This is a genomic window from Dactylosporangium sp. NBC_01737 (assembly GCF_035963215.1).
Taxonomy (GTDB): Bacteria; Actinomycetota; Actinomycetes; order Mycobacteriales; family Micromonosporaceae; genus Dactylosporangium.
Genome location: NZ_CP109153.1, coordinates 6,755,171 through 6,780,480, shown reverse-complemented (window position 1 = coordinate 6,780,480; position 25,310 = coordinate 6,755,171). Strand labels below are relative to the sequence as shown.

At 74.4% G+C, this 25,310-nt stretch carries 27 protein-coding genes; 12 read left to right on the top strand and 15 right to left on the bottom strand.

The window, feature by feature from the left end:
• Positions 1-50: 50 nt before the first annotated feature.
• The 3 genes from OHA72_RS30720 to OHA72_RS30710 all read right to left on the bottom strand — a co-directional run bounded on the left by OHA72_RS30720 (position 51) and on the right by OHA72_RS30710 (position 3,539).
• Entirely contained in the window at positions 51-1,187 is a 1,137-nt protein-coding gene (locus tag OHA72_RS30720) for an FAD-dependent oxidoreductase (RefSeq protein ID WP_327011269.1), read from the bottom strand.
• A 151-nt stretch (positions 1,188-1,338) separates the two neighbouring features.
• Positions 1,339-2,028: a TetR/AcrR family transcriptional regulator gene (locus OHA72_RS30715; protein ID WP_327011268.1), complete on the bottom strand. Its 690-nt coding sequence runs from the start codon at positions 2,026-2,028 to the stop codon at positions 1,339-1,341.
• Positions 2,029-2,120: 92 nt separating this feature from the next.
• A complete protein-coding gene (locus OHA72_RS30710; protein WP_327011267.1) occupies positions 2,121-3,539 on the bottom strand; it encodes a dihydroorotase in 1,419 nt (472 codons plus the stop codon).
• A 74-nt stretch (positions 3,540-3,613) separates the two neighbouring features.
• On the opposite strand from OHA72_RS30710, the gene OHA72_RS30705 reads away from it, so the two are divergent.
• From OHA72_RS30705 to OHA72_RS30685, 5 genes are all read left to right on the top strand, one after another.
• A complete protein-coding gene (locus tag OHA72_RS30705) occupies positions 3,614-4,810 on the top strand; it encodes a CaiB/BaiF CoA transferase family protein (RefSeq protein WP_442788692.1) in 1,197 nt (398 codons plus the stop codon).
• Positions 4,810-5,592, top strand: a complete 783-nt coding sequence (locus tag OHA72_RS30700) for a cyclase family protein (protein WP_327011266.1) — start codon at positions 4,810-4,812, stop codon at positions 5,590-5,592. The genes OHA72_RS30705 and OHA72_RS30700 overlap by 1 nt, the downstream gene beginning before the upstream one ends.
• 188 nt (positions 5,593-5,780) lie before the next feature.
• Positions 5,781-7,094, top strand: a complete 1,314-nt coding sequence (locus tag OHA72_RS30695; RefSeq protein WP_327011265.1) for an MmgE/PrpD family protein — start codon at positions 5,781-5,783, stop codon at positions 7,092-7,094.
• A 154-nt stretch (positions 7,095-7,248) separates the two neighbouring features.
• A complete protein-coding gene (locus OHA72_RS30690; protein ID WP_327011264.1) occupies positions 7,249-8,388 on the top strand; it encodes an Hsp70 family protein in 1,140 nt (379 codons plus the stop codon).
• A 176-nt stretch (positions 8,389-8,564) separates the two neighbouring features.
• The gene (locus tag OHA72_RS30685; RefSeq protein WP_327011263.1) at positions 8,565-9,086 is read left to right on the top strand and encodes a hypothetical protein; all 522 of its coding nucleotides are present in this window, start codon (positions 8,565-8,567) and stop codon (positions 9,084-9,086) included.
• Between the two features lie 224 nt (positions 9,087-9,310).
• On the opposite strand, the gene OHA72_RS30680 is transcribed toward OHA72_RS30685, so the two are convergent.
• Genes OHA72_RS30680 through OHA72_RS30630 form a run of 11 tightly spaced genes read right to left on the bottom strand, consistent with a single transcriptional unit; the run spans position 9,311 to position 18,728 of the window.
• Positions 9,311-10,159 carry an HpcH/HpaI aldolase/citrate lyase family protein gene (locus tag OHA72_RS30680; protein ID WP_327011262.1) on the bottom strand — a complete coding sequence of 283 codons (849 nt, stop codon included), beginning with the start codon at positions 10,157-10,159 and terminating at the stop codon, positions 9,311-9,313.
• On the bottom strand, positions 10,156-11,319 hold the full coding sequence (locus OHA72_RS30675; protein WP_327011261.1) for an acyl-CoA dehydrogenase family protein: 1,164 nt from the start codon (positions 11,317-11,319) through the stop codon (positions 10,156-10,158). The genes OHA72_RS30680 and OHA72_RS30675 overlap by 4 nt, the downstream gene beginning before the upstream one ends.
• Before the next feature lie 10 nt (positions 11,320-11,329).
• Positions 11,330-11,704 (bottom strand): Zn-ribbon domain-containing OB-fold protein, encoded by a 375-nt coding sequence (locus tag OHA72_RS30670; RefSeq protein WP_327011260.1) that lies wholly within the window; start codon positions 11,702-11,704, stop codon positions 11,330-11,332.
• Positions 11,701-12,801 carry a thiolase C-terminal domain-containing protein gene (locus OHA72_RS30665; RefSeq protein WP_327011259.1) on the bottom strand — a complete coding sequence of 367 codons (1,101 nt, stop codon included), beginning with the start codon at positions 12,799-12,801 and terminating at the stop codon, positions 11,701-11,703. Before OHA72_RS30665 ends, OHA72_RS30670 begins: the two co-directional genes overlap by 4 nt.
• Positions 12,798-13,181, bottom strand: a complete 384-nt coding sequence (locus OHA72_RS30660; protein WP_327011258.1) for a MaoC family dehydratase — start codon at positions 13,179-13,181, stop codon at positions 12,798-12,800. The genes OHA72_RS30665 and OHA72_RS30660 overlap by 4 nt, the downstream gene beginning before the upstream one ends.
• Positions 13,178-13,666, bottom strand: a complete 489-nt coding sequence (locus OHA72_RS30655; RefSeq protein WP_327011257.1) for an FAS1-like dehydratase domain-containing protein — start codon at positions 13,664-13,666, stop codon at positions 13,178-13,180. Before OHA72_RS30655 ends, OHA72_RS30660 begins: the two co-directional genes overlap by 4 nt.
• Complete coding sequence (locus OHA72_RS30650) at positions 13,663-14,637, bottom strand: RidA family protein (protein WP_327011256.1); 975 nt, start codon at positions 14,635-14,637, stop codon at positions 13,663-13,665. Before OHA72_RS30650 ends, OHA72_RS30655 begins: the two co-directional genes overlap by 4 nt.
• Complete coding sequence (locus tag OHA72_RS30645; RefSeq protein WP_327011255.1) at positions 14,634-16,016, bottom strand: MmgE/PrpD family protein; 1,383 nt, start codon at positions 16,014-16,016, stop codon at positions 14,634-14,636. The genes OHA72_RS30650 and OHA72_RS30645 overlap by 4 nt, the downstream gene beginning before the upstream one ends.
• On the bottom strand, positions 16,013-17,224 hold the full coding sequence (locus tag OHA72_RS30640) for a CaiB/BaiF CoA transferase family protein (RefSeq protein ID WP_327011254.1): 1,212 nt from the start codon (positions 17,222-17,224) through the stop codon (positions 16,013-16,015). Before OHA72_RS30640 ends, OHA72_RS30645 begins: the two co-directional genes overlap by 4 nt.
• Entirely contained in the window at positions 17,221-18,222 is a 1,002-nt protein-coding gene (locus OHA72_RS30635) for an LLM class flavin-dependent oxidoreductase (protein ID WP_327011253.1), read from the bottom strand. The genes OHA72_RS30640 and OHA72_RS30635 overlap by 4 nt, the downstream gene beginning before the upstream one ends.
• A gap of 2 nt (positions 18,223-18,224) precedes the next feature.
• Complete coding sequence (locus OHA72_RS30630; protein ID WP_327011252.1) at positions 18,225-18,728, bottom strand: MaoC family dehydratase; 504 nt, start codon at positions 18,726-18,728, stop codon at positions 18,225-18,227.
• A gap of 77 nt (positions 18,729-18,805) precedes the next feature.
• Between OHA72_RS30630 and OHA72_RS30625 the strand changes: the two genes are divergently transcribed.
• Positions 18,806-19,495 (top strand): hypothetical protein, encoded by a 690-nt coding sequence (locus OHA72_RS30625; protein ID WP_327011251.1) that lies wholly within the window; start codon positions 18,806-18,808, stop codon positions 19,493-19,495.
• Between the two features lie 13 nt (positions 19,496-19,508).
• On the opposite strand, the gene OHA72_RS30620 is transcribed toward OHA72_RS30625, so the two are convergent.
• Positions 19,509-20,324: an IclR family transcriptional regulator gene (locus tag OHA72_RS30620; RefSeq protein ID WP_327011250.1), complete on the bottom strand. Its 816-nt coding sequence runs from the start codon at positions 20,322-20,324 to the stop codon at positions 19,509-19,511.
• 124 nt (positions 20,325-20,448) lie between these two features.
• Between OHA72_RS30620 and OHA72_RS30615 the strand changes: the two genes are divergently transcribed.
• The 6 genes from OHA72_RS30615 to OHA72_RS30590 are packed head-to-tail and all read left to right on the top strand — an operon-like array spanning position 20,449 to position 25,253.
• Positions 20,449-21,693: a flavin reductase gene (locus tag OHA72_RS30615; RefSeq protein WP_327011249.1), complete on the top strand. Its 1,245-nt coding sequence runs from the start codon at positions 20,449-20,451 to the stop codon at positions 21,691-21,693.
• 14 nt (positions 21,694-21,707) lie between these two features.
• On the top strand, positions 21,708-22,985 hold the full coding sequence (locus OHA72_RS30610; RefSeq protein ID WP_327011248.1) for an acyl-CoA dehydrogenase family protein: 1,278 nt from the start codon (positions 21,708-21,710) through the stop codon (positions 22,983-22,985).
• Position 22,986: 1 nt separating this feature from the next.
• Positions 22,987-23,298, top strand: a complete 312-nt coding sequence (locus OHA72_RS30605) for a hypothetical protein (protein ID WP_327011247.1) — start codon at positions 22,987-22,989, stop codon at positions 23,296-23,298.
• Positions 23,220-23,702: an aldehyde dehydrogenase family protein gene (locus OHA72_RS30600; protein WP_327011246.1), complete on the top strand. Its 483-nt coding sequence runs from the start codon at positions 23,220-23,222 to the stop codon at positions 23,700-23,702. Before OHA72_RS30605 ends, OHA72_RS30600 begins: the two co-directional genes overlap by 79 nt.
• Positions 23,703-23,739: 37 nt before the next feature.
• Complete coding sequence (locus OHA72_RS30595; protein WP_327011245.1) at positions 23,740-24,402, top strand: aldehyde dehydrogenase family protein; 663 nt, start codon at positions 23,740-23,742, stop codon at positions 24,400-24,402.
• A gap of 23 nt (positions 24,403-24,425) precedes the next feature.
• The gene (locus OHA72_RS30590) at positions 24,426-25,253 is read left to right on the top strand and encodes an isocitrate lyase/PEP mutase family protein (RefSeq protein ID WP_327011244.1); all 828 of its coding nucleotides are present in this window, start codon (positions 24,426-24,428) and stop codon (positions 25,251-25,253) included.
• Positions 25,254-25,310: the final 57 nt, after the last annotated feature.

The following is a 25,310-nucleotide window of genomic DNA, read 5'->3' as shown; positions in this document are numbered from 1 at the left end:
GCCCGCTCCCCCGGCCTCGCGCGTCTGGACGTCGAGGCCGGGGGCTGCCGTCACCGGGCTTCGGCGTACGCCGCGAACTGCTCCAGCAGGCTGTGCGGCGCGCGCTCGTCGAAGCACAGCTCCAGGTTGCGGGCGGCGTCCCCGGCCGCCTCGGCGCTGCGGGTGAACAGGTCGTCCTCGTAGGCGGCGAGCGCGGCCTCGACGTCGCCGGGGTGGGCGGCGATGGCCTTGCCGAGTTCGGCGCCGTCGAGCATGGCAAGGTTGGCGCCCTCGCCGGCGAACGGGGACATGAGGTGCGCGGCGTCGCCGAGCAGGGTGACGCCGGGCACCCGGTCCCAGCGGTGCTCGACGGGCAGGGCGTTGATGGCGCGCGGGATGAGGTCGCCGTCGGCCTCGGTGATCAGGGCGTGGAACTCGGGCGCCCAGTCGTGGAACTCCTCCAGCAGGACCGCCCTGCCCTTGCTGGTGTCGGCCCAGTCGACGGTGTCGATCCAGCCCGCCGGCTTGGCCATCGCGATGTAGACGTGCAGGCTGCCATCGGTCTCGGCGTGGGCGAGGAAGCCCTGGCCGGCGCCGAGCGCGAACAGCATGCCGGCGCCGACCGTCCTGGCCGGTCCCGGGTGGCGGGCGGCCGCGTCGTGGTGGTCGACCTCGACGAACGACATCCCGGCGTAGGCGGGTTCGGCGTCGGACACCAGCGGCCGAACCCTCGACCACGCGCCGTCGGCGCCGACGAGCAGGCCGGTGGTGACGGTGCCGCCGGCGGCGAAGGTCAGCTCGTGCCGCCCGTCGCCCAGCGAACGGATCGCGGTGACCTTGCTGCCCCAGCGGATCGTGCCGTCGGGCAACGAGTCGAGCAGCATCCGCCGCAGCTGGCCGCGGTCGACCTCGGGGCGCCCGCCGTCGCCGTCATCGGGCTCGTCGGAGTGCACGGTGCCGTGCTTGTCGAGGATCCGGGTGGCCTCGCCACCGGGGTGGATGATCTTCTGGAACTGCTCGGTCAGCCCGGCGGCCCCGATCGCCACCTGGCCGTTGTAGTCGTGGATGTCGAGCATGCCGCCCTGCGTGCGCGCCTCGGGCGAAGCGTCCAGCTCGTAGATGGCCGACGGGATACCGTGAACGTGCAGCACGCGGGCGAGCGTCAGGCCGCCCAGGCCGGCTCCGACGATCGTGACGGGTGTGGTCATGGCTTCCTCCAAGGTTTCCGGCGCGCCGGTCGTATCGGCGCTTCCGGGCTGGTGCTGAAGAACTTGTTCTTGACGAACATGTTCGTGATGGACGCGGCGATGCCGCGAGGGCGTTGCGGTCACCCTGCCGCGGGTCGCGACGGGCTTGCGGTCAGCCTGCCGCAGGTGTCGCGACGGTTGAGATGCCGGCGATCAGGGCCTCGAACATCCAGCGCAGCCGCTGCGCTCCGGTGCCGGAGAACAGGTCGTGGCGGGCCCGGGCGATGTTCGGGCAGCCGGCGTCCTCGGCGTCGCGCAGCGCCTCGACGAAGGCGTCCTGCTCGTCCGCCGCCTCCACCGCCTCGCCGCGGGTGCCCTGCTCGGCGGCCGTGGCGGTGCCGTGCTGCAGCAGCAGGTCAACGCCCCACGCCGCCTGGGCCACCGGCACGCCGCCCTCGTGCAGCAGCCCGAGCACGGTGTCGATCAGGCGCACGTAGTTGGGCCCCGACGGACGCAGCGCCAGCACCGAGCGCGCCAGGCTCGGATGGTCGATCAGCAGCCCGGTGTAGGCGGTGAGCACGTCGATCAGCTCGTCGCGCCACCGCCCGCCCGCGCCGCCCGGCCCGGGCAGGCCGCCGAGCAGCTCGTCCAGGATCGCGCCGTGCAGCTCCGCCACGTTGTGCACGTAGACGTAGAGCGAGGCCGGACCGGTGTCGAGCTCGGCGGCCAGCCGGCGCATCGTCACGCGCTCCAGGCCCTCGTCCTGCATGATCTGCATCGCCGCGGCGACGGCACCCGCCCGGCTCAGCGGCGGTTTGGCCGGCCGGTCGCGGCGGCTGACGGGGACCCTACGAGGACTCATAACACGATCGTAGCGAACATGTTCGTCAGCGCAATGTCGCCTGCAGCACAGCCGCCGGTGATCCGCTGTGGATCACCGGCGGGTCCTGCCGTTCAGCGGGCGAGGAAGGTACCCCGGGGTTCGCCGACGAGGGCGCCGTCGCGGAAGGCGACCCGGCCGCGCAGCACCGTGGCGACCGGCCAGCCGCGGACCTTGCGGCCGGCGAACGGGCAGTGGTCCTGGCCGGACAGCAGCAGGTCGGTGGTCACCTCCTGCTCCAGGTCGGGGTCGACGACGGTGAGGTCGGCGTCCTGGCCGACGAGCAGGGAGCCCTTGCGCGGCCACAGGCCGTACGCCCTGGCCGGGTTGGCCGAGACCAGCTCCGCGACCCGGTGCGGGGCGAGCCCGCGCCTGTGCATGCCCTCGCTGAGCAGCACCGGGTACAGCAGGCCGGTGCCGCCGAAGCCGGGCAGCGCCGGCCACAGCTGGTCGCCCTTGTGCTCCTCGAGGCAGCACGCGTGGTCGGAGGCGACCCAGTCGACCTTGCCGGACAGCACGCCCGCCCAGAGTGCCTCGCTGTCGGCGGCGCTGCGGATCGGCGGGTTCACCTTGCCGCCGAGGCCGGACAGCTCGTCGTAGTTGAGGCACAGGTGGTGCAGCGTGACCTCGGTGCGCAGATCCAGGTCGGGGCGGGCGAGGCGGGCCTCGGTCGCGGCGGCCAGGGCATCGCCGCTGGACAGGTGCAGCAGGTTGATCGGGCAGGCGGTCGCGGCGGCGAGGGTGGTCGCCTCGCCGATGGCGACCCGCTCGGTCAGCGGCGGCCGGGCGTCGGAGTACGCCTTGAGCGTCTGCGGGTCACCCGCGGCACGCACCCGCTCGATGAACAGCCGCATCAGCTCCGCCTGCTCACAGTGCAGCGACAGGGAGACCCGCCGGCCGGTGTCGCGCGCGGCGGCGGAGACGGCCTCCATGATCTGGTACAGGTGGCCCAGGTCGTACTCGTCGCTCATCGTGAACGCCTTGGCGTCGCGCGAGTCGGCGGACAGGTTGAAGCCCTTGTAGAACATGTAGTACTTGAACGAGCTGACCCCGTGCCGGTCCACCAGCGCGGGGACCTCGCCGACCTGGCGGGTGTCCATCGGCGCGAGGTGGAAGCCGAAGTCGGTCCAGGACCGCCCGGAGACCGCCTCCAGCACCTCGGGCAGGATGTCCTCGTACGCCCCGGTCTTGTTCAGGTAGTGCTGCCCGGTCCGGAAGTAGGACAGCACGGTCGTGGCGCCGCCGACCAGCGACGAGCGGGTCTCCTCCGCCGCGTCCACCTCGAGGGGCCGGTAGATGCCCAGGTGGTAGTGCGCGTCCACGGCACCGGGGAAGACGAGTTTGCCGGTGGCGTCGAGGACCTCGTCCGCATCCGAGAGATCCTCCCCGATCGCGGCGATCCGCCCGTCCTTCGTGGCCAGGTCGGCCCGGATCTCGCCCACGTACGGCAGGACCAGAGTCCCGTTCTTCACCAGCAGGTCGTACCGCGACACATGAGGCCCCTTTCGCTGTTTCCCTCAATGTAACGGGGTTTCCATTTTGACGGTAGTGCCGTTAGGCTCTGCTCGTGGAACTGCAGCCCGCCCTGGCAGGGATCACGGTCGTGGACGTGTCCACCCTGTTCGCCGGCCCCCTGGCCGCCACCATCCTGGGGGACTTCGGCGCCGACGTCATCAAGATCGAGCATCCCGTCAAGGGTGACCCGTCCCGCGGCCACGGCCCCGCCAAGGACGGCGTGCCGCTGTGGTGGACGCTGCTCGGACGCAACAAGCGCTGCGTCACCCTCAACCTGTCCCGGCCCGCCGGCGCCGACCTGCTCAAGCGGATCCTGGCCGACGCCGACGTGCTGATCGAGAACTTCCGGCCCGGCACCCTGGAGCGCTGGGGGCTCGGCCCCGACGTCCTGGCCGAGGTCAACCCGCGGCTGGTGATCGCGCGGGTCACCGCGTTCGGCCAGTTCGGGCCGTACGCGAACCGGCCCGGCTTCGGCACCCTCGCCGAGGCGATGAGCGGCTTCGCGGCCATCACCGGGGAGCCCGACGGCCCGCCGACACTGCCACCGTTCGGGCTCGCCGACGGCATCGCCGCCATCGCCACCGCGCAGGCGGTGACCACGGCGCTGCTGGCCCGGCACACCACGGGCGCCGGGCAGGTGATCGACCTCGCCATCATCGAACCCATCCTGACCCTGCTGGGCATGCAGCCGATGGTGTACGACCAACTCGGCACCGTGCAGCGGCGCACCGGCAACCGCAGCGTCAACAACGCGCCCCGCAACACGTACCGCAGCCGCGACGGGAAATGGCTCGCCGTGTCGACCTCCGCCCAGGCCGTCGCGGAGCGGGTGCTGCGGCTCGTCGGGCATCCCGAGGTGATCGGCGAGCCGTGGTTCGCCGCCGGCGCCACCCGCGCCGAGCACGCCGACCTGCTCGACGGCTACGTCGGTGACTGGATCGCCGCCCGCGACGCCGCCGACGTGATCGCCGCGTTCGAGGCCGCGCAGGCCGCGATCGCCCCGATCCACGACATCGCCGACGTCTTCGCCGACCCGCAGTACGCGGCGCTGGGCACCCTGCGCGCCGTCGACGACCCGGTGCTCGGCCCGGTGCGCATGCAGAACGTGCTGTACCGCATGTCCGCCACCCCCGGCGACATCCGGTGGACCGGCCCGGCGCTCGGCGCGCACAACGACGAGATCTACCGCGACCGGCTCGGCCTGGCAGGCGAGGACATCGAGAAGCTGCACGCCGACGGGGTGCTGTGATGGACTTCCTCGCCGGTGCGACGGTCCTGGACCTGGCGCAGCCGATGCGCCGCGGCATGCCGCAGTCGCCGAACCATCCGCCGTTCCGGATGGCCCTGGAGCGCCGCCACGGCGACCTGGTCCGCCCCGACGGCGGTTCGGCCGCGAACGAGCTCATCGTCACCGGCGGCCACGTCGGCACCCACGTCGACGCCCTCGCGCACGTGTCGCAGGACGGCGTGCTGCACGGCGGGGTCCCCGCCGCCTCCGTGCAGACGCACCTCGGCTTCGCCTCGCACGGCATCGAGTCCTTCGAGGTGTACGTCGGCCGCGCCGCGATCCTCGACGTCGCCCGGGTACACGGCGTGCCCGTGCTGCCCGCCGGCTACGAGATCACGGCCGAGGACCTCGACGCGTGCGGCGTGGACGTGCGGCCCGGCGACGCCGTCCTCATCGGCACCGGCTGGTCCCGCCGCTGGGACGAGCACGACGCCTTCGTCGGCCGGCGCGACGGCACCCCCGGCCCCGGCGTCGCCGCCGGCGCCTGGCTCGCCTCCCGGGACGTCCGGGTCGTCGGGGCCGAGACGATCGCCTTCGAGTGCATCCCGCCCGGCAAGGGGCATGCGGTGCTGCCCGTGCACCGGATGCTCCTGGTCGAACGCGGCATCCACATCGTGGAGACGATGCGACTGCATCCGTTGCTGGACACCGGTGCCGGCGAGTGCCTGCTGATCCTCAACCCGCTGCCGATCGTCGGCGCGACCGGAGCCCCCGTCCGCCCCCTCGCCATCCTCCCGTCATGACCGGCCCGGAGCGCAGCGCAGGAGCCGGTCATGAGGAGCGCGGTCCGTCAGGCCGGCGCCGGAGCGAAGCGGAGGTGACGGCATGACCGGCCCGGAGCGCAGCGGAGGTGACGGCATGACCGCCGTCGAGCGGCTCGCGTCGTTTGCGGTGGCGTGCCGGGACGAGCCGCTGCCCGCGGCGGTCCTGCGTGACGTGCCGGCCCGCGTCCTGGACATCCTCGGGCTGGCGCTCGCCGCGCACGGCGACCCGGACGCCGACGCGGCACCCGCGGTGCTGCGCTCCGTGCGCCGCTGGGGCGGCACCCCGAGGCGACCGTCATCGGCACCGGCGAGCGGTCCCCGCCCCGTCGGCCGCGCTCGTCAACGGCACCCTGGCGCACTCCCTCGACTTCGACGACACCCACCTGCCGTCGGTGCTGCACCCGTCCGCGTCCGTCGTCCCGGCCGCCCTGGCCACCGCCGAGGCCACCGGCGCGTCCGGCGCCGCGATGCTCGCCGCGGTCGCCGCCGGCGTCGAGCTGACCGACCGGCTCGGCATGGCCGCCTACGACCCGGCGATCGCCAACTCCGTCTTCTTCGAACGCGGCCTGCACGCGACCTCGATCTGCGGCGCGATCGGCTCGGCCGCCGCGGCCGCGCTGCTGCTCGGCCTTTCCCCGGCCGGCGTGGCGTCCGCGATGGGCGTGGCCGCGAGCATGGGCGCCGGCCTGATCGAGGCGAACCGCACCGGCGGCACCGTCAAGAAGGTCCACTGCGGCTGGGCCGCGCACGCCGGCGTGTCCGCCGCCTATCTCGCCGCCGACGGGCTCACCGGCCCGCCGACCGTCCTGGAGGGCCGCTTCGGGTTCTTCGCCGCCTACACCGGCGGCCGCTGCGACGACGACGCGCTGCTCGGCGACCTGGGCAGCCGCTGGGAACTGCTGCGGACCGCGTTCAAGCCCTACCCGTCCAACCACTTCACCCACCCCGGCATCGACTGCGCCCTCGCCCTGCGCGCCGCCGGCCTGGACGCGTCCACAGTGGACTGGATCGAGCTCGGCGTGCCCGGCCCGACCCTGCGGACCATCGCCGAACCGGTCGCGGAGAAGGTCCGCCCCCGCAGCACCTACCACGGCAAGTTCTCCGGCCCGTACACCGTGGCGACCGCCCTGCTCGGCGGCGGCGGCCTCGGCGTCGGCCTCGAGGACTTCACCGGCCCGCTGGACCCCGACCGCCTCGCCCTGGCCGCGAAGGTCCGCTGCGTGCAGGACGAGCGGGCCACCGCCATCTTCCCGCACGCGTTCGCCGCGGTCCTGCGGGTCCGCAGCCGCGGCACGGTCCACGAGCACCGCGTCGACGCCTCCCTCGGCAGTGCCGAGGCACCCCTGTCCCCCGCCGACCTGGCCCGCAAGTTCCGCTTCAACGCCGCCCGGGTCCTCTCGCCCGCGGACGCGGATTCCCTCGCCGCCCGGACCACCGGTCTGGCGGGTCTCCCCACTGTGGACGCGCTGCTGGCCCGGTAGCGACACCTGGCGGGGGCGGGCCGCTTGACCTGTCCAGGCGGCTCACCCCCGCCGAGCCGGGCGGAGTGGCTCAGCCCGGGAGTGTGCCAGCCGGTCGCAGCACGCGTGCAGCCGAACCGCGGTCCGCGGGCGCGGAGGGTCTAGCCTGGCCGTCATGTCTGACTTCCGGGTCGCGATCGACTACGGCACATCGACGACCGTAGCGTTCCTGCACTGGCCGGACGGCAAGATCCGGCCGCTGCTGTTCGGCGACTCGCCGCTGCTGCCGTCGGCGGTGTACGTCGAGGACGACGACCGGCCGCTCACCGGACGCGACGCGGTGCGCAGCGCCCGGTTCGACCCGGGCAGGTTCGAGGCCAACCCGAAGCGCCGCATCGACGACGGTGAGGTGCTGCTCGGTGACCGGGTGCTGCCCATCGGCGACCTGATCGCGGCCACGCTGCGGCGGGTCTGGCAGGAGGCGACCCGGATCGCCGGTGAGGTGCCCGGGCAGGTCACGCTGACCCACCCGGCGACCTGGGGTGAGCGCCGCCGCGGTGCGCTGCTGCACGCCGCGGACCTCGCCGGCCTGCCCGCGCCGGTGCTGGTCGCGGAGCCGATCGCGGCGGCCACCTACTTCACCGTCGTGCTCGGCCGGCAGGTCCGCCCCGGCGCCTGCGTCGTCGTGTACGACCTCGGCGCGGGCACCTTCGACGTGAGCGTGGTGCGCCGCGACGCGGCCGGGTTCACCGCGCTGGGCACCGCCGGCCTGGGCGACCTCGGCGGCCTGGACCTCGACGCGCTCGTCGTCGGCCTGCTCAGGGACGCCCGGGGGCCGGCGGACGAAGCGGCGTGGGAGGCGCTGCGCGCCCCGGCCGGGCTGGCCGGGCGGCGCGCGTTCCGCGAGCTGTGGGACGCCGCCCGCGAGGCGAAGGAGGCGCTGTCGCTGCGCGCGACCACGCCCGTGCAGGTGCCCGGGGTCGCCGACCCGCAGCACCTGACGCGCGGCGAGTTCGAGGCGGCGGCCGTACCGATGCTGACGCAGACCGTCGCGGTCACGATGGAGGCCATCCGCGCCGCCGGGGTCGGCCCCGCCGACGTCGCCGGTGTCTTCCTCGTCGGCGGCGCGACCAGGGTGCCGCTGGTCGCGTCGCTGCTGCACCGGGCCACCGGCATGGCGCCGACGGTGATGGAGCAGCCGGAGCTGGTGGTGGCCGAGGGGGCGCTGCACATCGGCGGAGCGGCACCGCCCCGCCGGCCCCACCGGCCCCACCAGCGGCGGCGGCCCGCCCGGCGCCGGTCGCGTCCGCCGTAGCCCGCCCGGCGCAGGTCGCGGCCCGCCCGGCGCAGGTCGCCGCGCTCCCCGAGGATCCGGTCGAGGGTGAGCCGCCGCACCGGCGGCGCCGCGGGCTGCTGGCCGGCGCCGGGGCGCTGCTCCTGGCGCTGATCGCGCTGTCCGGGTATCTCGTCTGGCAGGGACAGACCAGGACGGTGGAGCCGCCCGGTGCCGGCGCCGGCACCGGGACACCGAGCGGTCAGCCGTCAACGGGGGTGGAGGCGCTCGGGCAGCCGGCGGTCAACGCGGCGTCGGGCAGCGCGGCCCCTTCCACGACCCCGAAACCGTCCGGCAAGGCGGCGACGACCGGGCCGGCGTCCTCGCCCACACCCCGGTTCACCGGGCCGATCACCGTGTCGGCGGCGCTGGTGAAGACCCGGGTGAGCTACACCGGTGCCTGCCCGCCGCCGGGGCAGACCCCGATCCTGCTGTACGCCGACATCACCGTGAACGGCCCGGCCGAGGTCACCTGGTACTGGCACAAGGACCCGGCGTGGGACACGGGCGCGCCCGACACGTTCAAGATGACCTTCACCGGGGCCGGGACCAAACGCACCTCGGCCTTCTACGGCGGCTGGCAGGAGAACGCCAGCATCAGCTACTGGGTCGAGCTGGTGGTCTCCGCCCCGAAGCAGCTCACCTCGGAGCGCGTCACCTGGACCACCACCTGCACCTGAGCCGCGGTCACACCGGCGGGGGCAGCCAGGTGACGACGGGATCGCCCGCAACGGCGCGGGCGGCAGCTGCCGGGCACGAAGAGCACGCCGTGGGTGCCTGCGGTGGTGCCGGCGATACGGGGTGCCACATGCTCGGCGAGTCGAGCAGCTGCCCGCGACCTTGGGCGGTGGTGCCTTCGGCGCCGACCCGGACGGTCCCGCCGGCGGACCCACCCGAACACGCCTCAGGTCGCGAGGGTGAGCAGGCGGCGGGCGGCGCGGACGACGGCGGCGTCGACCATGCGGCCGTCGACGTCGACGAGGATCCCGGCGCCGGAGCCGACGGCGGCGTCGAAGCGGCGGACCAGGTCGGCGGCCTCGGCGAGCTCCTCGGCGGTCGGGGTGAAGACCTCGTTGACGACCGGGATCTGCGCCGGGTGGATGCAGGCGCGGCCGAGGAAGCCGAGCCGCCGGAACGCCACCGTCGACGCGCGCAGCGCCAGGACGTCGCGGTAGTCGGTGCTGACGGACGCGACCGGCGGGGCGATGCCGGCGGCCGCGCTGGCCAGGACGACCTGCGAGCGGACGAAGAGCAGTTCGCGTTCGTCCGCGCCGAGGGTGACGCCGAGTTCGGCGCGAAGGTCGGCCTCGCCGATCTGGAGCCGGGCGACGCGCGGCGCGCGGGCGATCGCCGACGCGTCGAGGATGGCGGCGGCCGACTCCAGCAGCGGCACCACGGCGACGGTCCCGACCGGCAGGCCGCGATCCTCCTCGGCGGTGGCAATGACGGCGCCGAGCGCGGCGACCTCGGCCGCGCCGCCGGCCTTGGCGAGGCAGACGCCGGCCAGCCTGGGGCAGACGACCGCCCGCACGTCGTCCTCGCCGGCCAGGCCAGGGTTGACCCGGACCCACACCTGCGGGCGCCCGTAGGCGGGCAGGGCGTCGAGCCACCCGGCGACGAGAGCGCGGGCGCGGTCCTTGCCGGCGGCCGGGACCGCGTCCTCGAGGTCGACGATGAGGGCGTCGGCGCCGCGGCCGAGGGCCTTGTCGAGCTTCTGCGGCGCGTCGCCGGGGACGTAGAGGTACGACCTCATCCGATGCTGCCCTTCCCGCTGGTGAGCGCCTTGGCGATGACGATGCGCTGGATGTCGTTGGTGCCTTCGCCGATCATCATCAGCGGGGCGTCGCGGTACAGGCGTTCGACGTCGAACTCCTTGGAGTACCCGTAGCCGCCGTGGACCTGCATCGCCGACAGGGCGCAGGCGGCGGCGGCCTCGGACGCGAACGCCTTCGCCATGCCGGCCTCGAGGTCGACGCGCCGGCCGGCGTCGGCGCGGGACGCGGCCCAGTACACCATCAGGCGGGCCGACTGCACCTGCATGGCCATGTCGGCGAGGCGCAGCTGGATCGCCTGGAACGAGTCGATGGTCTCGCCGAACGCCTTGCGCTGCCCGGCGTAGCGCAAGGCCTCGTCGTAGGCGGCCTGGGCGATGCCGAGCGCGCGGGCGGCGACGTTGATCCGGCCGGTCTCCAGGCCGGACAGCACCTGCTGCATGCCGCGGCCCTCGACGCCGCCCAGCAGGGCCGAGGCGGGGACCCGGCAGTCCTCGAAGAGGATCTCGCACGACTCGGTGCCCTTGTACCCGAGCTTCGGCAGGTCGCGCAGGACCTCGAAGCCGGGGGTGCCGGCCTCGACGAGCAGCACGGACATGCCGCGGTGGGCTGGGCTGGCGGCGGGGTCGGTCTTCACCAGCACCGGCAGCGGGTCGGCGTGGCGGGCGTTGGTGATCCAGGTCTTGCGGCCGGTGATGACGTAGTCCTGGCCGTCGCGGCGGGCGACGGTGCGGATGCCCTGCAGGTCGGTGCCGGCATCGGGCTCGGTGAGCGCGATGCCGGTGCGGCGGGCCCCGGTCGCGAGGTCCGGCAGGTACCGGCGCCGCTGCTCCTCGGTGCCGTGCCTCGCGATCAGCCAGCACGACAGGGAGTGGCTGCCGAGGATGCCGGCGATGCCCATCCAGCCCTTGGCGATCTCCTCGAAGACCAGGGCGAAGGAGACCATGTCGGCGCCGAGGCCGCCGTACTCCTCGGGGACGGTCAGCCCGAACAGTCCCATCCGGCGCATCGTGCCGACGATCTCGGTCGGGTACCGGTCGGTGGCCTCCCATTCCCGGGCGACGGGACGGATCTCCTTGTCGACGAACGCGCGCAGCGCGTCGCGGAACTGGCGCTGCTCATCGGTGAGCTCGAAGTCCACTGTGGATCCCCTATACGACGACGAACACGGGAAGGTTGCGGCCGTCGGGAAGCGGCCGCCAGCGCACCTGGACCCGGGCGCCGACGGTGACGTCCGGCCAGGGTTCGGCGTTCGACAGCAGGCGGGGGCCTTCGTCGAGGGCGACGACGGCGACGGCGTACGGCGCGGTGAACGCGGGCGACGGGGCGCGCCGCACGACGGTGAACGTCTCCACGACGCCGGCGCCGGTGACGTCCACCAGGGGCGGCTCGGGGCCGCCGCACGCCAGGCACACGGGCCGAGGGTGGTGCTGGTGGTGCCCGCAGGCGGCGCACCGCTGCACGGTGAGGCGCCGCTGCCGGGTCGCGTCCCACCATGCGAGGGTGGTCTCGTCGACCGGGATCACGGTCGCCTCAGCAGGACGGTGCCGTGGCTGGAGAGGATCCCGCCGGTGCCGTGCACGAGCGCGGTCCGGTCGGCGGTGTCGCGCAGCCGGCGGACGGCCTCGACCAGCAGCAGCACGCCGAGCTGGCCGGGGTGGCAGTAGGACAGTCCCCCGCCGGAGGTGTTCAGCGGCAGGGTCCGGGCGGCGACGAGGTCGGGTGCCTCGCCGAAGCCGCAGAAACCCAGGGCCTCCAGCGACAGCAGGACGGTGATGGTGAACGAGTCGTAGATCTGGGCGCTGTCGACGTCGTGCGGGTGCAGCCCGGCCATCGCGAAGGCCCGCCGGCCGGAGTCGACGGCGCCGGTGCGCAGCAGGTCGCCGACGCCGACGATGGACGTGCCGGTGGTCGCCTCCCCGTAGCCGAGGACCTCGACGGGCACGCCTGGCAGGTCGCGGGCGCGCGAGGCGGTGGTCAGCACGACGGCGCCGCCGCCGTCGGTGACGAGGCAGCAGTCGGCGACCCGCAGCGGGTCACTGAGCAGCGGGCTGGCATCCATGTCGACCGGACCGGCGCCGTAGCGGTAGGCGCGCGGGTTCGCGAGGGCCCACTCGCGGGCGATGACGGCGACCTCGGTCATCCCGGCCCTGCCCCGCGCGGCACCGTACGTGTGCAGGTACAGCTGGGCGGCCATGGCGTACGCGGAGACGGGGTACAGCGGCCCGTACGGCTGCTCGAACTGCGCCTCCGGGGTGTGCGCCTCGTACGGGTCGAGGGTGCGGCTGCGGGCGGATCGCTGGTTGGACCCGTACGAGATGACGACCACCGACGCCTGCCCGGCCTGGATCGCCTGGACGGCGTGGCCGGCGTACAGCAGCGGCGCGGACCCGCCGGCGAACGTCGAGTCCGTCCATCGTGGACGCAGCCCGAGGTGCTCGGCGACCTGGGTGGTGGAGAAGCGGGAGACGCCGTTGGTGGCGAGGCCGTCGACGTCGGCGAGGCGCAGCCCCGCGTCGGCGAGGGCGCGGGTGATCGCCTGGGTCTGCAGGTGCAGCGCCGTCTTGCCGGTGACCCCCAGGTCGGACTCGGCCGCGCCGACGATGCAGACCCCGGTGCTCATCGCAGTTCCACTGTGGACGACGCGGGTGCGACCGCGACCCGGCCCTCGGCGAGGACCTGGTGCTCGATGGTGACGAGCCCGCCGTCCACTGTGGTCACCGTGCCGACGCAGCGGACCGTCTCGCCGGCGTACACGAGGTTCTTGAACCGGAACCTCAGCGCGCGCAGGATCCCGGCGGCGCCGATCCAGTCCTGGACCTGCTCGGCGAGCAGCGCCCCGAACACCTGCCCGTCGACCACGGGCAGGTCCAGGCCGCGCGCCGCGAGGTAGGCGGGGTCGTAGTGCAGCCGGTGCCAGTCCCAGGTGGCGCCCGCGTAGGCGATCATGTCGGGCAGCGCGATCCGCCGTTCGAGCGGCGGCAGCGAGAAGCCGGGCCTCACGGCGCCACCCCGAGGTAGATGATGGTCTCGTCGTTGGTGGCCAGGAGGTCGCCGTCCTGGTTGGTGTACGTGGCGCGGGACGTGAACACCAGCATCGGCTGCCCGGCACCCGTGGCGCGTTCGGCGATGTCCACGAGCCGCCACACGGCGGTGACCACGTCGTCGGGGCGCACCGCCCGGTGGAACTCGTAGGCGTTGCCGCCGCGGACCTGGCGGGTGCCGGGCAGCTCGATGCCCCAGGTGTGCCCGGCGTAGCCGTCGGCGTCGGCGGGCAGCCCGGCGTACTGGTTGGTCTCGCAGATGAGCGTCGGTGGCGCGACGACCCCGTCGTGGCCGGCGGCGCGGGCGGCCGCGTCGTCGGTGTAGACGGGGTTGTGGTCGCCGACGGCGAGCGCGAAGTAGCGGATCGCGGCCCGGCCGAGGGGCTCCGGCGCCGTGTAGGTGACCTCACGGCCGATGAGGGCCCGGATCGCGTCGGTCATCATGGCAGCACCGCCGTCGGCACGACTTCCAGGAGGAACTCGGGGCGCAGCAGCGCCGAGCAGACGACCGAGGTGACCGCGGCGCCCGGGTACCGCTCGGCGCGCATGGCGGCGAGCCTGCCGTGGTCCGCGACGCCGGCGGGGGTGACGTACTCCAGCAGGCGGGTGACCGTGGCGCCGCCGGCGACCAGGTCGACGTTGTCGTAGATGAACGCCGCCTGCGCGAGGAGGTCCCCGTCGTGCACGGCCAGCTGGGAGGACGGGTCGAGGGCGCCGAACCCCGACATGACCAGGGTGTTCCCCGCGACGATCCCGGGCTGGTAGGTGAGGGTGTCGTAGCGCGCCCAGCCGGGGTTCACGGCCCGCAGCGGGCCGCGCGCCGCCAAGGCGTCCAGGGACACCGCTGCACCGGGTTCGACCGGGGTGTCGACGAGGATCCCGGCGGCGCTGGGGAAGACCGGCCCCAGCAGCTCCCGCCGGGGCCGCCCGCAGCGCGGGTATTCGGCCCGGGTCGCCGTCGCGGTGAAGTCGGTCGTGCGCACCAGCGCGTCGAGGCCGAGGCCCGCGGCCCGCAGCAGCGAGCCGAGGCGGGTGAGGCACCAGCGGTACTGGTCGCGGAACTCCCCGGTGGTGGTGTGCACGCCGGGCAGGTGCACGAGATCCCCGGCGACCCGCAGCACCCCGCCGTCGCCCGCGTCGATCAGGTCACCGCCACCGGGAAACACCGCGAGCTCGACCGCGAACGTGTCCGCCGGGTCGGGGAACCCGGCGACGGGCACGACCGACACCGGCGCGCGGTGCCCGTCGAGCAACCGGTCCCGGGCGGCGACGGCACCGGTGCCGTACTCGGTGCCGTACTCGGTGACGTGCACGACGTCGCCCGGTCCGAGTCCGGCGTCCGCGAGCCGGCGGAGCGCCTCCGCGTACACGGCGGCGGCGTCGGTACCGGCGATCCCCGGCAGGTAGGTGGTCATGCGGTCGCTCCCAGCGCGTCGAGGAGGTCGTCCAGATGGGGGGCGGCGGGGAGTGCGTCGACGGCGGCGAGGACCGCCGGCCCGCCGGGGCCGAGGTTGGCGAGGGCCTTGGCCCGCACGGTCGCGTCGAGGCGGGGCGAGCCGGGGCCGCCGCCGCTGCGCGCCACCTCTCCGGTCAGCGTCCGGGCGTCCCGCAGCGTGACCGTGACCCGCCCGGGCTGGTCGGCGGCGGCGCCGTCGAACGGCACGACGCGGTGCCGTACCCGGGAGGCCAGGGCGAGCACGTCGGGCCGGTCGGCGCCGCTGAACGTGGCGACGGTGACCGCGCCGTCGAGCAGCATGGCGGCGACGCACCAGGCCAGCGCGAACTTCGCCTGGTATCCGGTGCGCGGCGCGGCCTGGTCTGGCCCGCACACGATGGGCTCCGCGTCCGGGTGCACGTCCACGAGCACGGCGACGACGTCGGCCGGGGAACACCGCAGGGTGGCGGCGGCGTCCAGCGGCGCGTGCAGCAGCTGGCACGCCGGGTACGGCTTCACCGTGATCCGGGTCAGCTCGAAGCGGTCGCCGAGCCCCGACAGGACCGCGTCCGGCGTGACCCGGTACCCCGCGAGCGCGGCGTAGAACCCGGCGGCGCCCTCGATCGCGCTCGCCGGGCCGCTCGCCCCCGCGGCGGCGAGCCGCGCGGCGAGGATCCCGTGGTGCGCGGCGAACCCGGTGTGCAGCTGCTTCGTCGACGACCCGGTGTGCAAGAACTCCAAAAGCCCGCCGGCCTGGCTGGCGGCGATGCCGAGCGCGGCGACGGTCTGCGCGTGGTCGAGGCGGAGCAGCCGGGCCGCGGTGAGGGCGGCGGCGATGACCCCGCAGGCGGCGGTGGCGTGCAGGCCGCGGGCGTGGAACGCGTGCGGCGCGGCGGCGCCGAGCCGGCAGATCGTCTCGAGGCCGACGGCGGCGGCGGTGACCGCCTCGGCGCCGGTGACCCGCAGCTGCTCGCCGACGGCGAGGACGACGGGCAGGACGGGCGCGGTGGCGTGGACGAGGCCGCCGGCGTGGGTGTCGTCGAAGTCGAGGGCGTGCACGAGGACCCCGCCCGCGAGCGCGGCGGCGGGCGCGCCGAGCCGGGTGGCGGTGCCAGGGATGCGGGCCTCCGGCCGCGCGCCGAGGCCGCGGGCGACGGCGAGCGCCGGCTCGGCCGCACCGGCGTGGAGGGCGGCGACGGCGGTGCCGCACCCGTCGAGCAGGTGCCGCAGCGTGGCGTCCCGCACGCCGGCCGGCAGGTCGTCGAGCGTGACCGGCAGCGCCCAGTCCGCCAGGGCGGCCGCGACCGTCGCTCCGGCCGATGCCGTGCCGCCATCGCCGCCGCGCCGGGACACCATCATGCGACGGGTCCGAACGCGCCGGCCGCGGTGAGGCCACCGATGCGCGCGTCGTCGTAGCCGAGGACGTCGTGCAGCACGTACGCGGCGTCCTCGTTGCGGCGCGGGGCGCGGCGGTGCACGACCGGCTCGTCGCCGACCCGCACCGGCGACGCCGGCTGGCGGATCGTGCCGAACACCGGGTGCGACGTCTCCACGACCATCCCGCGGGCCGCCGTGTGCGGGTCCGCGAGGGCCGCGGCGACGTCGTTGACGGGCCCGCACGGGATCCCCGCGGGCTCCAGGTCGGCGAGCCACGCCGCGACCGTCCGGGTCGCGAAGACGGACTCGAGGATGTCCAGCAGCTCGGTCGTGTACCGGTGCCGCTCGCCGAACGTGGCGAACCGGGGGTCGGCGGCGAGGCCGGTCCCGGCGAGCGCGTCGAGCAGCCCGGCGAGCCGCCGCCAGAACTTCTCCTTCGCGCAGCCGACGACCAGCCACCCGTCGAGGGCCCGGAACACCTGGAACGGCACCAGCGACGGGTGCGCGGAGTGATGCGTGCGCACGGGTTCGAAGCCGCCGTTGAGGTGCCACACGGCCGGGTAGGTGAGCATGCCGACGGCGGTGTCGTACAGGCTGAGGTCGCAGTCCATGCCGACGCCGTCGCGGCGGGCCGCGTGCACCCCGGCCAGGAGCGCGATCGCGGCGACCAGGCCGCCGCTGTAGTCCACAAGGGACAGTCCGCTCTTCGTCGGCGGGCCGTCGGGCTCGCCGGTCAGCTCCATCCAGCCGGCCAGGCCCTGCAGGATGTAGTCGTAACCGGGCTGGGCGGCGCGCGGGCCGGTCATGCCGAAGCCGGTCAGCGAGCAGCAGACGATCGCGGGGTTGACGCCGGCGAGGTCGGCGTAGCGGATGCCGAGTTTCGCGGGTACGTCGCCGCGCAGGTTGGAGTAGACGGCGTGGCTGGCCCGCACCAGGTCATCGAGGACGAGCCGCCCGGCGGGTTCGGTGACGTCCAGGGAGATGGAGCGCTTGTTGCGGTTGAACGTCTCGAAGAACAGCGAGTCCTCGCCGTCGGCGAATGGCGGCACGTAGCGGCCGACGTCGCCGCCGGTCCGCGGGTCCTCGATCTTGATGATCTCGGCGCCGAGGTCGGCGAGGTGAACGGACCCGAACGGCCCGGCGCCGTACTGTTCGAGCGAGACGATCCGCACGTCCGCCAGTGGTCTCACCGGCTCAGCTCCTCGATGAGTCGCAGGATCGCGTCCTGCAGTTCGCGAATCCGGGACGGTGGCAGCCCGTGCGTGGGCGGGCTGAGCTTGATCGCGCCGGCCAGGCCGGCGTAGGCGGCGATCCGCGAGGCGACCTCGTCCGGGGTGCCGGTGAGGGTGAGCCGGTCGACCATCGCGGGGGCGACGGCGCCGGCGAGACCGTCGGCGGGCAGCCCGCCGCGGAACGCCTCGACGACCCGCTGCTGCTCCCCGGCGAGGCCGTGGAAGGCGAACAGGTCGGCGTAGGTGCGCACCGAGGCGTAGAAGCCGACGACTCCGGCGGCGGCGGCGCGTGCCGCGTTCGCGTCGCGATCGATCGCGCAGCAGGCCGACACGACGACCTCGAACCCGGGCCGGGGTGCGAGCCGGGGCAGCACGTGGGACGACAGGTAGGACGGCGAGCACAGCTCGTGGGAGATCCAGCCGTCGCCGATCTCCCCCGCCAGGGCGGTCATCGCGGGCCCGACACCCGCGAGGTACACCGGGATCCGGTCGCGGACGGGAGGGTACGGGCGGCGGTAGCCACGCACCCGCAGCCGCACCGCCTCGCCCTCGGCGTCGATCGGCTCGCCGGTGTGCGCGCCGGCGACGAGCAGCCGGATCGCGGCAACGGTCTCGCGCAGCCGGTGGACGGGGCGGGACCAGGTGACGCCGTGCCAGTCCTCGTTGAGCCGCTGCACGCCGGTGCCGAGGCCGAGCCGCAGCCGCCCGCCGGACAGCTCGTCGAGGTCGAGGGCGGACAGCGCGGTCAGGAACGGGCTGCGGGCGAACGCCAGGGCGATACCCGTGCCGACCCCGATCGTGGTGGTGCGGCAGGCGAGCGCGGCGGCGGTCACCGGGGCGCTGCGGTGCAGCTCCGGCGCCCAGACGACGGCGGCACCGGCGTCCTCGGCCCGGGCGGCCGCGTCGAGTTGCTCCTGGAGCGTCTCGCCCCACGGCTGGAAGTGCAGCGCCGGCATCGTCATACCGTCAGCGGCCCGGTCTTCGCCACGGGGAAGTGCGACTTGTCGTGGGGCGCGTCCCGGCGGTACACCATGACACTGCGACGCCAGGACATCACCTCGTCGCCGTCCTGGTTGAGACCGCGGGTGCGGCACGTGACGATGCCGGCATACGGGCGGGAGGCCGACGGGCGGGTCTCCAGCACGACGGACTCGGCGTAGAGGGTGTCACCGACGAACACCGGCGCGGTGAGGCGGATCTCCTCCCACCCGAGGTTCATGATGGCGTGCTGGCTCATGTCGGACACGGACAGCCCGAGCACGATCGCGACGCTCAGCCCGGAGTTCACGATGAGGCGGCCGTAGGGGGCGCCGGCGGCGAAGTGGGCGTTGAAGTGGTTCTGGTTCGTGTTCATGGTGAGCAACGTGAACCACGTGTTGTCGGCCTCACTGATCGTGCGCCCCAGCGGATGCTGGTACACCGCACCGACAGCGAAGTCCTCGAGGTAGTTGCCCAGCGTCATGCCCGTGACGCTAGGCAGCGCGCCACGCCGGAGTCAAGCACTTGTTTCCCACAGCGGATCAGTGTTTCCATTGTGCGATGGGCTGGTGGATCCTGCTGCACATCGTGCTGTTCGTGTTCTGGCTGGGCGGGGACCTCGGGGTCTTCTACTCCAGCCGCTTCGTCCTGCGGCCCGACCTGCCGCCCGTCGCGCGCAACACCGCCCTGAAGATCATGGGCGGGCTGGACCTGGGCCCGAAGATCTGCCTGGTGCTCTTCCTGCCCAGCGGCGTCACCCTGATGGCGCTGGACTCCCACGGCGCGCAGCTGGGCGGCTTCACCCTCTTCCAGTGGTGGACGGTGCTGCCGGTGTGGCTCTTCGCCTTCGGCTGGCTGGTGCTGACCGTCAAGGACCACCACGCGCCGGGGAGGCATCCGCTGGTGCGGCGGGCCGACTGGGGCATCCGCATCGCGCTGATCGTCACGTTGTACGGCACGGCGGCGTACACGATCGTGGCCGACGAGCCGTTCGGCGTGCCGACCAACCCCAAGTGGCTCGGCGCGAAGGTCGCGCTCTACGCCACGGCGATCGCGTGCGGCCTGGGCATCCGGCTCACCCTGCGGGGCTTCGCCGCCCCCTACGGCGCGCTGATGACGACCGGCTCGACGCCGGAGGTGGAGCGCGCGCTGCGGCGGGCGGTGGACGGCTGCCTGCCCTACGTGTGGGGCATCTGGCTGTCCGTCCTGGCCGCCGCGGCGTTCGGCGTGCTGAAGCCCTGGATGCACTAGAGCCCTGGATGCACTAGGTCGCGTGGTAGCCGAGGTGGCCGGAGACCCGGGCTGCGGCGGTGAGCAGCTTGTCGGCGCACTCCGACATCCGCGGCTTGAAGCGCGACAGCGGGCCGGCCGCCGACAGCACCGCGATGACGTGCCCGTCGTGGTCGAACACCGGCGCGGCGATCGACGCCGCGCCGACCTGCCGCTCCCCCAGCGACGTGGCGTAGCCCCGGCGCTGGATGGCCGCCAGCTCCAGGCGCAGTGCGCCCTCGTCGACGATGGTCTTCTCGGTCAGCGCACTCAGGGAGTGCTTCGCCAGGTAGACCTCGATCTCGTCCGCGCCGAGGAAGGCCAGGAACGCCTTCGACGACCCGCCGGCGTGCAGCGGATACGGCGTGCCGAGCTGCACCTCCAGGCGCAGCTCCTGCTCGGGCACGACCTGGTCGACGTAGAGCCGCATGTCGCCGCGGCGGATGGACAGGGTGGCGGTCTCGCCGGTCTCCTCCGACAGCCGGCGCAGCTCCGGCGCGGCGATCGCGCGCAGATCGGTGCGGGCCAGATAGGCCCGCCCGAGTGCCACGGCGGCGTGGCCCAGCGCATACCGGCGGGTGGTCGGATCGACCGTGACCAGGTCGCGGTTGCGCAGGGCGGTCAGGATGCGGTGCACCGCCGCCTTGGTCAGGCCGAGCTCGGCGGCGATCTCGGTGACGCCGAGGTCGGGGCGCCCGACCCGGCCGAAGAGCAGCAGCACATCCATGGCCCGCTCGACCGCCGCGATGGAGCGGCTGGCGGAGCCGTCGGCATTGTCGGCGGTGGACGCCGTCGTGGTGGTGGTCGACACCCCCGAAGTCTAAGCGCAGATTTCCCTAGGGGAAACGGCGTCGCGCATCGTTGACATCGCTTCACCGCCATCGTTACCGTGACCGTGACAGCGTTTCGCTAAGTGGAACAGAAGGTGGGCGCGGGTGACGATCGACCCCGACACGTTCCGCTCGGTGCTCGCACAGTGGCCGAGCGGCGTCAGCGTCGTGACCACCGTGGCGGGCGACGGCTGGCACGGCATGACCGCGAGCTCGTTCTCCAGTGTGAGCATGGACCCGCCGCTGATCCTGGTCTGCCTCAACCGGCGCATCACCACACACGCGCTCATCGAGGCCAGCGGCGTCTTCGCCGTCAGCGTCCTGGCCAAGGACCAGACGGTGGTCGGCCGCCGCTTCGCCGGTCAGGAAGGCGTCGCCGACCGGTTCGCCGGCGGCGCCTGGGAGACCCGGGTGACCGGCGCGCCGGTGCTCACCGACGCCGTCGGCTGGCTCGACTGCCGGGTCGTGCACGCGTACGCGGGCGGCGACCACACCATCTTCGTCGGCGCCGTGCTCGGCGCGTCGACCGAGCGGATCGTCGCGCCCCTGCTGTTCCACTCCCGGGCCTGGGGGCAGCTCGCCGACGTGCTCCCCGACGAGGTCACCGTCGGCGACAGCGGCCTGCTCGCCGCGCTGCGCCACCACACCGTCTCCGCCGGCGCCGCAGGCACCCTCGCCACCGCGCTGCGCGCCGCCGGGGTCCGGGTCCGGGTCCGCGACCCGCACGGCTGCCTCACCTCCGCCGGCGAGCGCGCGACCGCGACCGCGCTGGTCGCGACCGCCGACGAGGTCGCCGACGCGGCCCTCGGCGGCGCCGGCGTCCTGGAGGTCCCGGCCGGTGACGCCGCGACCACGAAACACATCCTCGACGAGGCCCGCCGCTACGACATGACGGCGACCTGCTGGCTGCCCGACGCGTTCGCGCCGGGCCGCGCCACCGGCGTCCTGGACGCCGTCGACATGCTGGCCGCGCTCGGCTGCGACGAGATCGGCCTCGACGAGGGCGCCGAGGCCGCCTCCCCCCGCCAGGTCCGGGCGCTGCTGCAGGACGCCACGGTCCGGGCTTCGACCAGGCCACAGCCGGTGTCGCTGCGGGTGCGCCTGCGCGACCGGCACGGCCTCGGCCTGGTCAACGCGCTCACCGCGATGAAGAGCGGCGTGCGGCACTTCGACACCACCCTCGGCGGCATCGACGGCGTCCTGGCCTGCGAGGACGTGCAGTTCCTCGCCGACCGCCTCGGCGTGGCCTGCGACTCGCCGCGCGCCGCGCTGGTCGCCGCCGCCGCCGCACTCGAACGACACCTGGGCGGGGCGCTGCCCGGCCGCACGTACCGCGTACCGATCTCCTGAAGGGACCCGCTGTCATGGCACAGCTCACCGCCGACCGCCTGCTGGACGGCCTGTCCGACGCCGAGCGCGGCCGGGCCGAACGGGTCGAATCCGTGCTGCCCGCGCTGCGGGAGGCCGCGGCGGGCGCCGACGCCGAAGGCCGCTTCCCGATCGAGCACGTCGGCCGGCTGCGCGCGGCGGGGCTGCTCGGCCTGGTCGTGCCGCAGGAGTACGGCGGGCTCGGCGGCACCCTGCGCGACCTCGCCGCCGCCACCTTCGCCATGGGCACCGCCTGCGGCTCGACGGCGCTGGCGTACTTCTTCCACAACACCAGCGCCTCCCGCGGGCTGCTGCCGCTGGAGGCGATCCGGGCGGGGCTGTTCGAGCCCGAGGAGATCCCGCCCGTGCGGGCGTTCGCCGAGAAGGTCCTGACCCGCATGGCCGAGGGTGTCTGGCTGGCCAACTTTGCCAGCGAGTCGGTGAAGAGCGCCGGCGCCAACATCTCCATCACCACCACCGCGACCAAGGTCGACGGCGGGTGGCTGCTCAACGGCGAGAAGTCCTTCGGGTGCGCCACCGGCGTCGCCGACTACTACCTCACCACCGCGCGCCTGGAGGGCACCGACACCGCCGCCGGCCTCGCCACGTTCTTCGTCCCCCGCGAGGCCGCCGGCGTCGGCGAGCGCCCCACCTGGGACGCTCTGGGCATGCGGGCCACCGCCAACCAGGGCATCACGTTGAAGGACGTGTTCATCGCCGACGACGAGGCGCTCACCGTGCCCGGCGCGTTCGTGCGGATGCTGCAGGTCAGCCGGGGATCGTTCGTCGGCAACCAGTGCGCCATCTCCGCGGTCTACCTGGGTTCGGCGCAGTCCGCGTACGACGCCGCGCTCGCCGCGACGACCGGCAAGGCGTTCGCCGACACCGGCCGCCCCGTCGCCAGCAGCCCCATGCACCAGGTCCTCTTCGGCGACATGACCGAACGCCTGGAGACCGCGTACCTGTGGATCCGCCGGCAGCTGGAGCTGGAGACCTCCGAGCCGCCGCTGCGCGGCAAGGACGACGTGTTCCGGCAGTGGCGGATGGCGAAGGGCTCCATCACCGAGGCCTGCTTCGACGTCGCCGTCGGCGCGCTCAAATGCACCGGCACCTCCGGCACCGCCAACACCGGCGTCATCGCCCGCGCCGTCCGAGACACCGCGATGTCGCTGGTCATGACGTTCCCCGCCGAACGCGGCCGGCTCGAAGCGGCGCAGCTGGTCACCTCCGGCGCGGAGAACGCGCTGTTCGCCAACGTCGCAAAGGACAGCTGACATGCCGGCCCGCTCTCTCGTCGACGGCACCTGGGCACCGGCCACCCGGACCCTGAACGGCACCCTGGAGGACCCGGCGACCGGCGCCGTCCTCGGCCCGCAGCTCGGCAGCACCCGCGCCGAGGTCGAGGCCGCCCTCGCCGCCGCCGACCGCGCCGCCGGGCCGTGGGCGGCCGTCCCGCCGGCGAGCGCGCCGACCTCCTCGACGCCTGCGCCGACGCTCTCGAGGCGGCCGTGGGCGGCATCGTCGCCGTGGAGAGCGCGAGCACCGGCGTACCGATCCGGCAGGCGACGCCGCTGGGGTTCATCGTGACGGGGTCGTTCCGGCTCGCCGCCGCGCAGCTGCGCGAGGGCTGGCTCACCCGCACCGTGACCCGCGACGACGGCCGGCCCGTCACCGTGGAGCTGCTGCCGTGGGGGCCGGCGCTGTGCCTGGTGCCGTGGAACGCGCCCGCGCCGATGGCCGCGCACAAGGCCGCCAACGCCCTCGCCGCGGGCTGCCCCACCATCGTCAAACCCAGCGAGTACGCCCCGGCCGGCACCCAGCTGCTCGTCGAGACCGTCGCGGGGCTGCTGCCGCCCGGCGTGCTGCAGCTGCTGCACGGCGGGCCGGAGGTCGGCGCGACGCTCGTCGGCGACCCGCGGGTGCGGGCCGTGTCGTTCACCGGCGGCGTGCCCGGCGGCCGGGCCGTCGCCGGGCAGTGCGCTCCGGGCTGAAGCCCGCGCAGCTGGAGCTGGGCGGCAACAACCCCTCGTGGTGCTGCCCGACGCCGACGTCGACGCCGCCGCCCGCGCCGCCGTGGACCTGCTCACCACCCTCAACGGCCAGTGGTGCCGGGCGCTCGGCCGGCTCGTCGCGCCGCACGACCTGCTCCCGGCGCTGCTCGCCGCGATCGGGGAGCGCCTCGCCGCGCTGCGCGTCGGCGACCCCGCCGACCCGGCCACCGAGCTCGGCCCGCTCATCCACAGCGGGCACCGCGCGCTCGTCGCGGCGCGGATGCTGGACCTCGGCGGCAAGGCGCACACGTTCACCGACGTGCCCGCCGGCGGCAACTTCTTCGCGCCCGCCCTCGTCACCGGCGCCGCCGAGGAACCCGCGCGGCACGAGATCTTCGGCCCCGTCGCCACCGTGCACGGCTACGGCACCGTCGAGGAGGCCGTCGCCCTGGCCAACGACACCGCCTACGGTCTGGAGGGCTACGTGTTCGGCACCGACGAGCGGGCCGCGCTCGCCGTCGCCCGGCGCATCCGGGCCGGCGAGGTGAAGGTCAACGGGTCCTCGGTGATGAGCCTGCACCTGTTCACGCCGCGCCCCGCGTGGGGCGTCTCCGGCCTCGGCGAGGAGGGCACCGCCGAGACCCTGCGCTTCTTCACCAACCCGCGGGTCACCGGCGTCGAGAACGGCTTCGCCCTGTGAGGGCGTTGCTGCACCACGAAGGCGTGACGCACCTGCCCGGCGTGTACGACCCGCTGACCGCCGCCCTCGCTGCGCGGGCCGGGTCCGCCGCGGTGCACCTGTCCGGCGCGGCCGTGTCGGCGCTGCGGCTCGGGCTGCCCGACCTCGGCTACGTGCACGGCACCCACATCGCCGACGCGGCCGCCACCGTCGTGCCCGCGCTGGGCGGCGTGCCGTTGCTCGCCGACGCCGACACCGGCTACGGCAACGCCCTGCACGCGGTGTGGACGGCCCGGCGGTACGCTGCCGCCGGCGTCGCCGGGTTGCACCTGGAGGACCAGGTCAGCCCGAAACGCTGCGGGCACCTGGCGGGCAAGGAACTCCTCGACGCCGGCGCCGCCGCGGCGAAGATCCGGGCGGTCGCCGAGGCCGGCACCGGCCTGGTGGTCGTCGCGCGCACCGACGCGTACACCGTGACCGGCCTCGACGACGCGATCGCCCGTGCTGTGCGATATGTGCACGCCGGCGCCGACGCGGTGTTCGTCGAGGGCGTCTCCGGCGCCGGCGACCTGGCCGCCGTGCATGCCGCGCTGCCCGGCGTGCCACTGGTCGTCAACCGCTCCGAGGCCGGCGGCGTCACCGCCGGCCTGACCGACGCCCACCTCGCCGGCCTCGGCGTCCGCCTGGTCCTGCACCCGGTCGCGCCGCTGCTCGCCGCGCTGGAGGCGGCCCGCACCGCGTACGCCGCGATCGCCGCCGACGGGCACGCCGGCGCGGTCCCCCGCCTGCCGTGGGACGCGTTCACGGACCTCGTCGGCCAGGACGGCGCCCTCGAACTGGACGCCCGCTACGCCCCGGAGGTGCCCGCATGAGTGGTCCGGAGCGCAGCGGAGGGGCCGCGAATCAGGAGCGCAGCGTTGGCCCAGGCC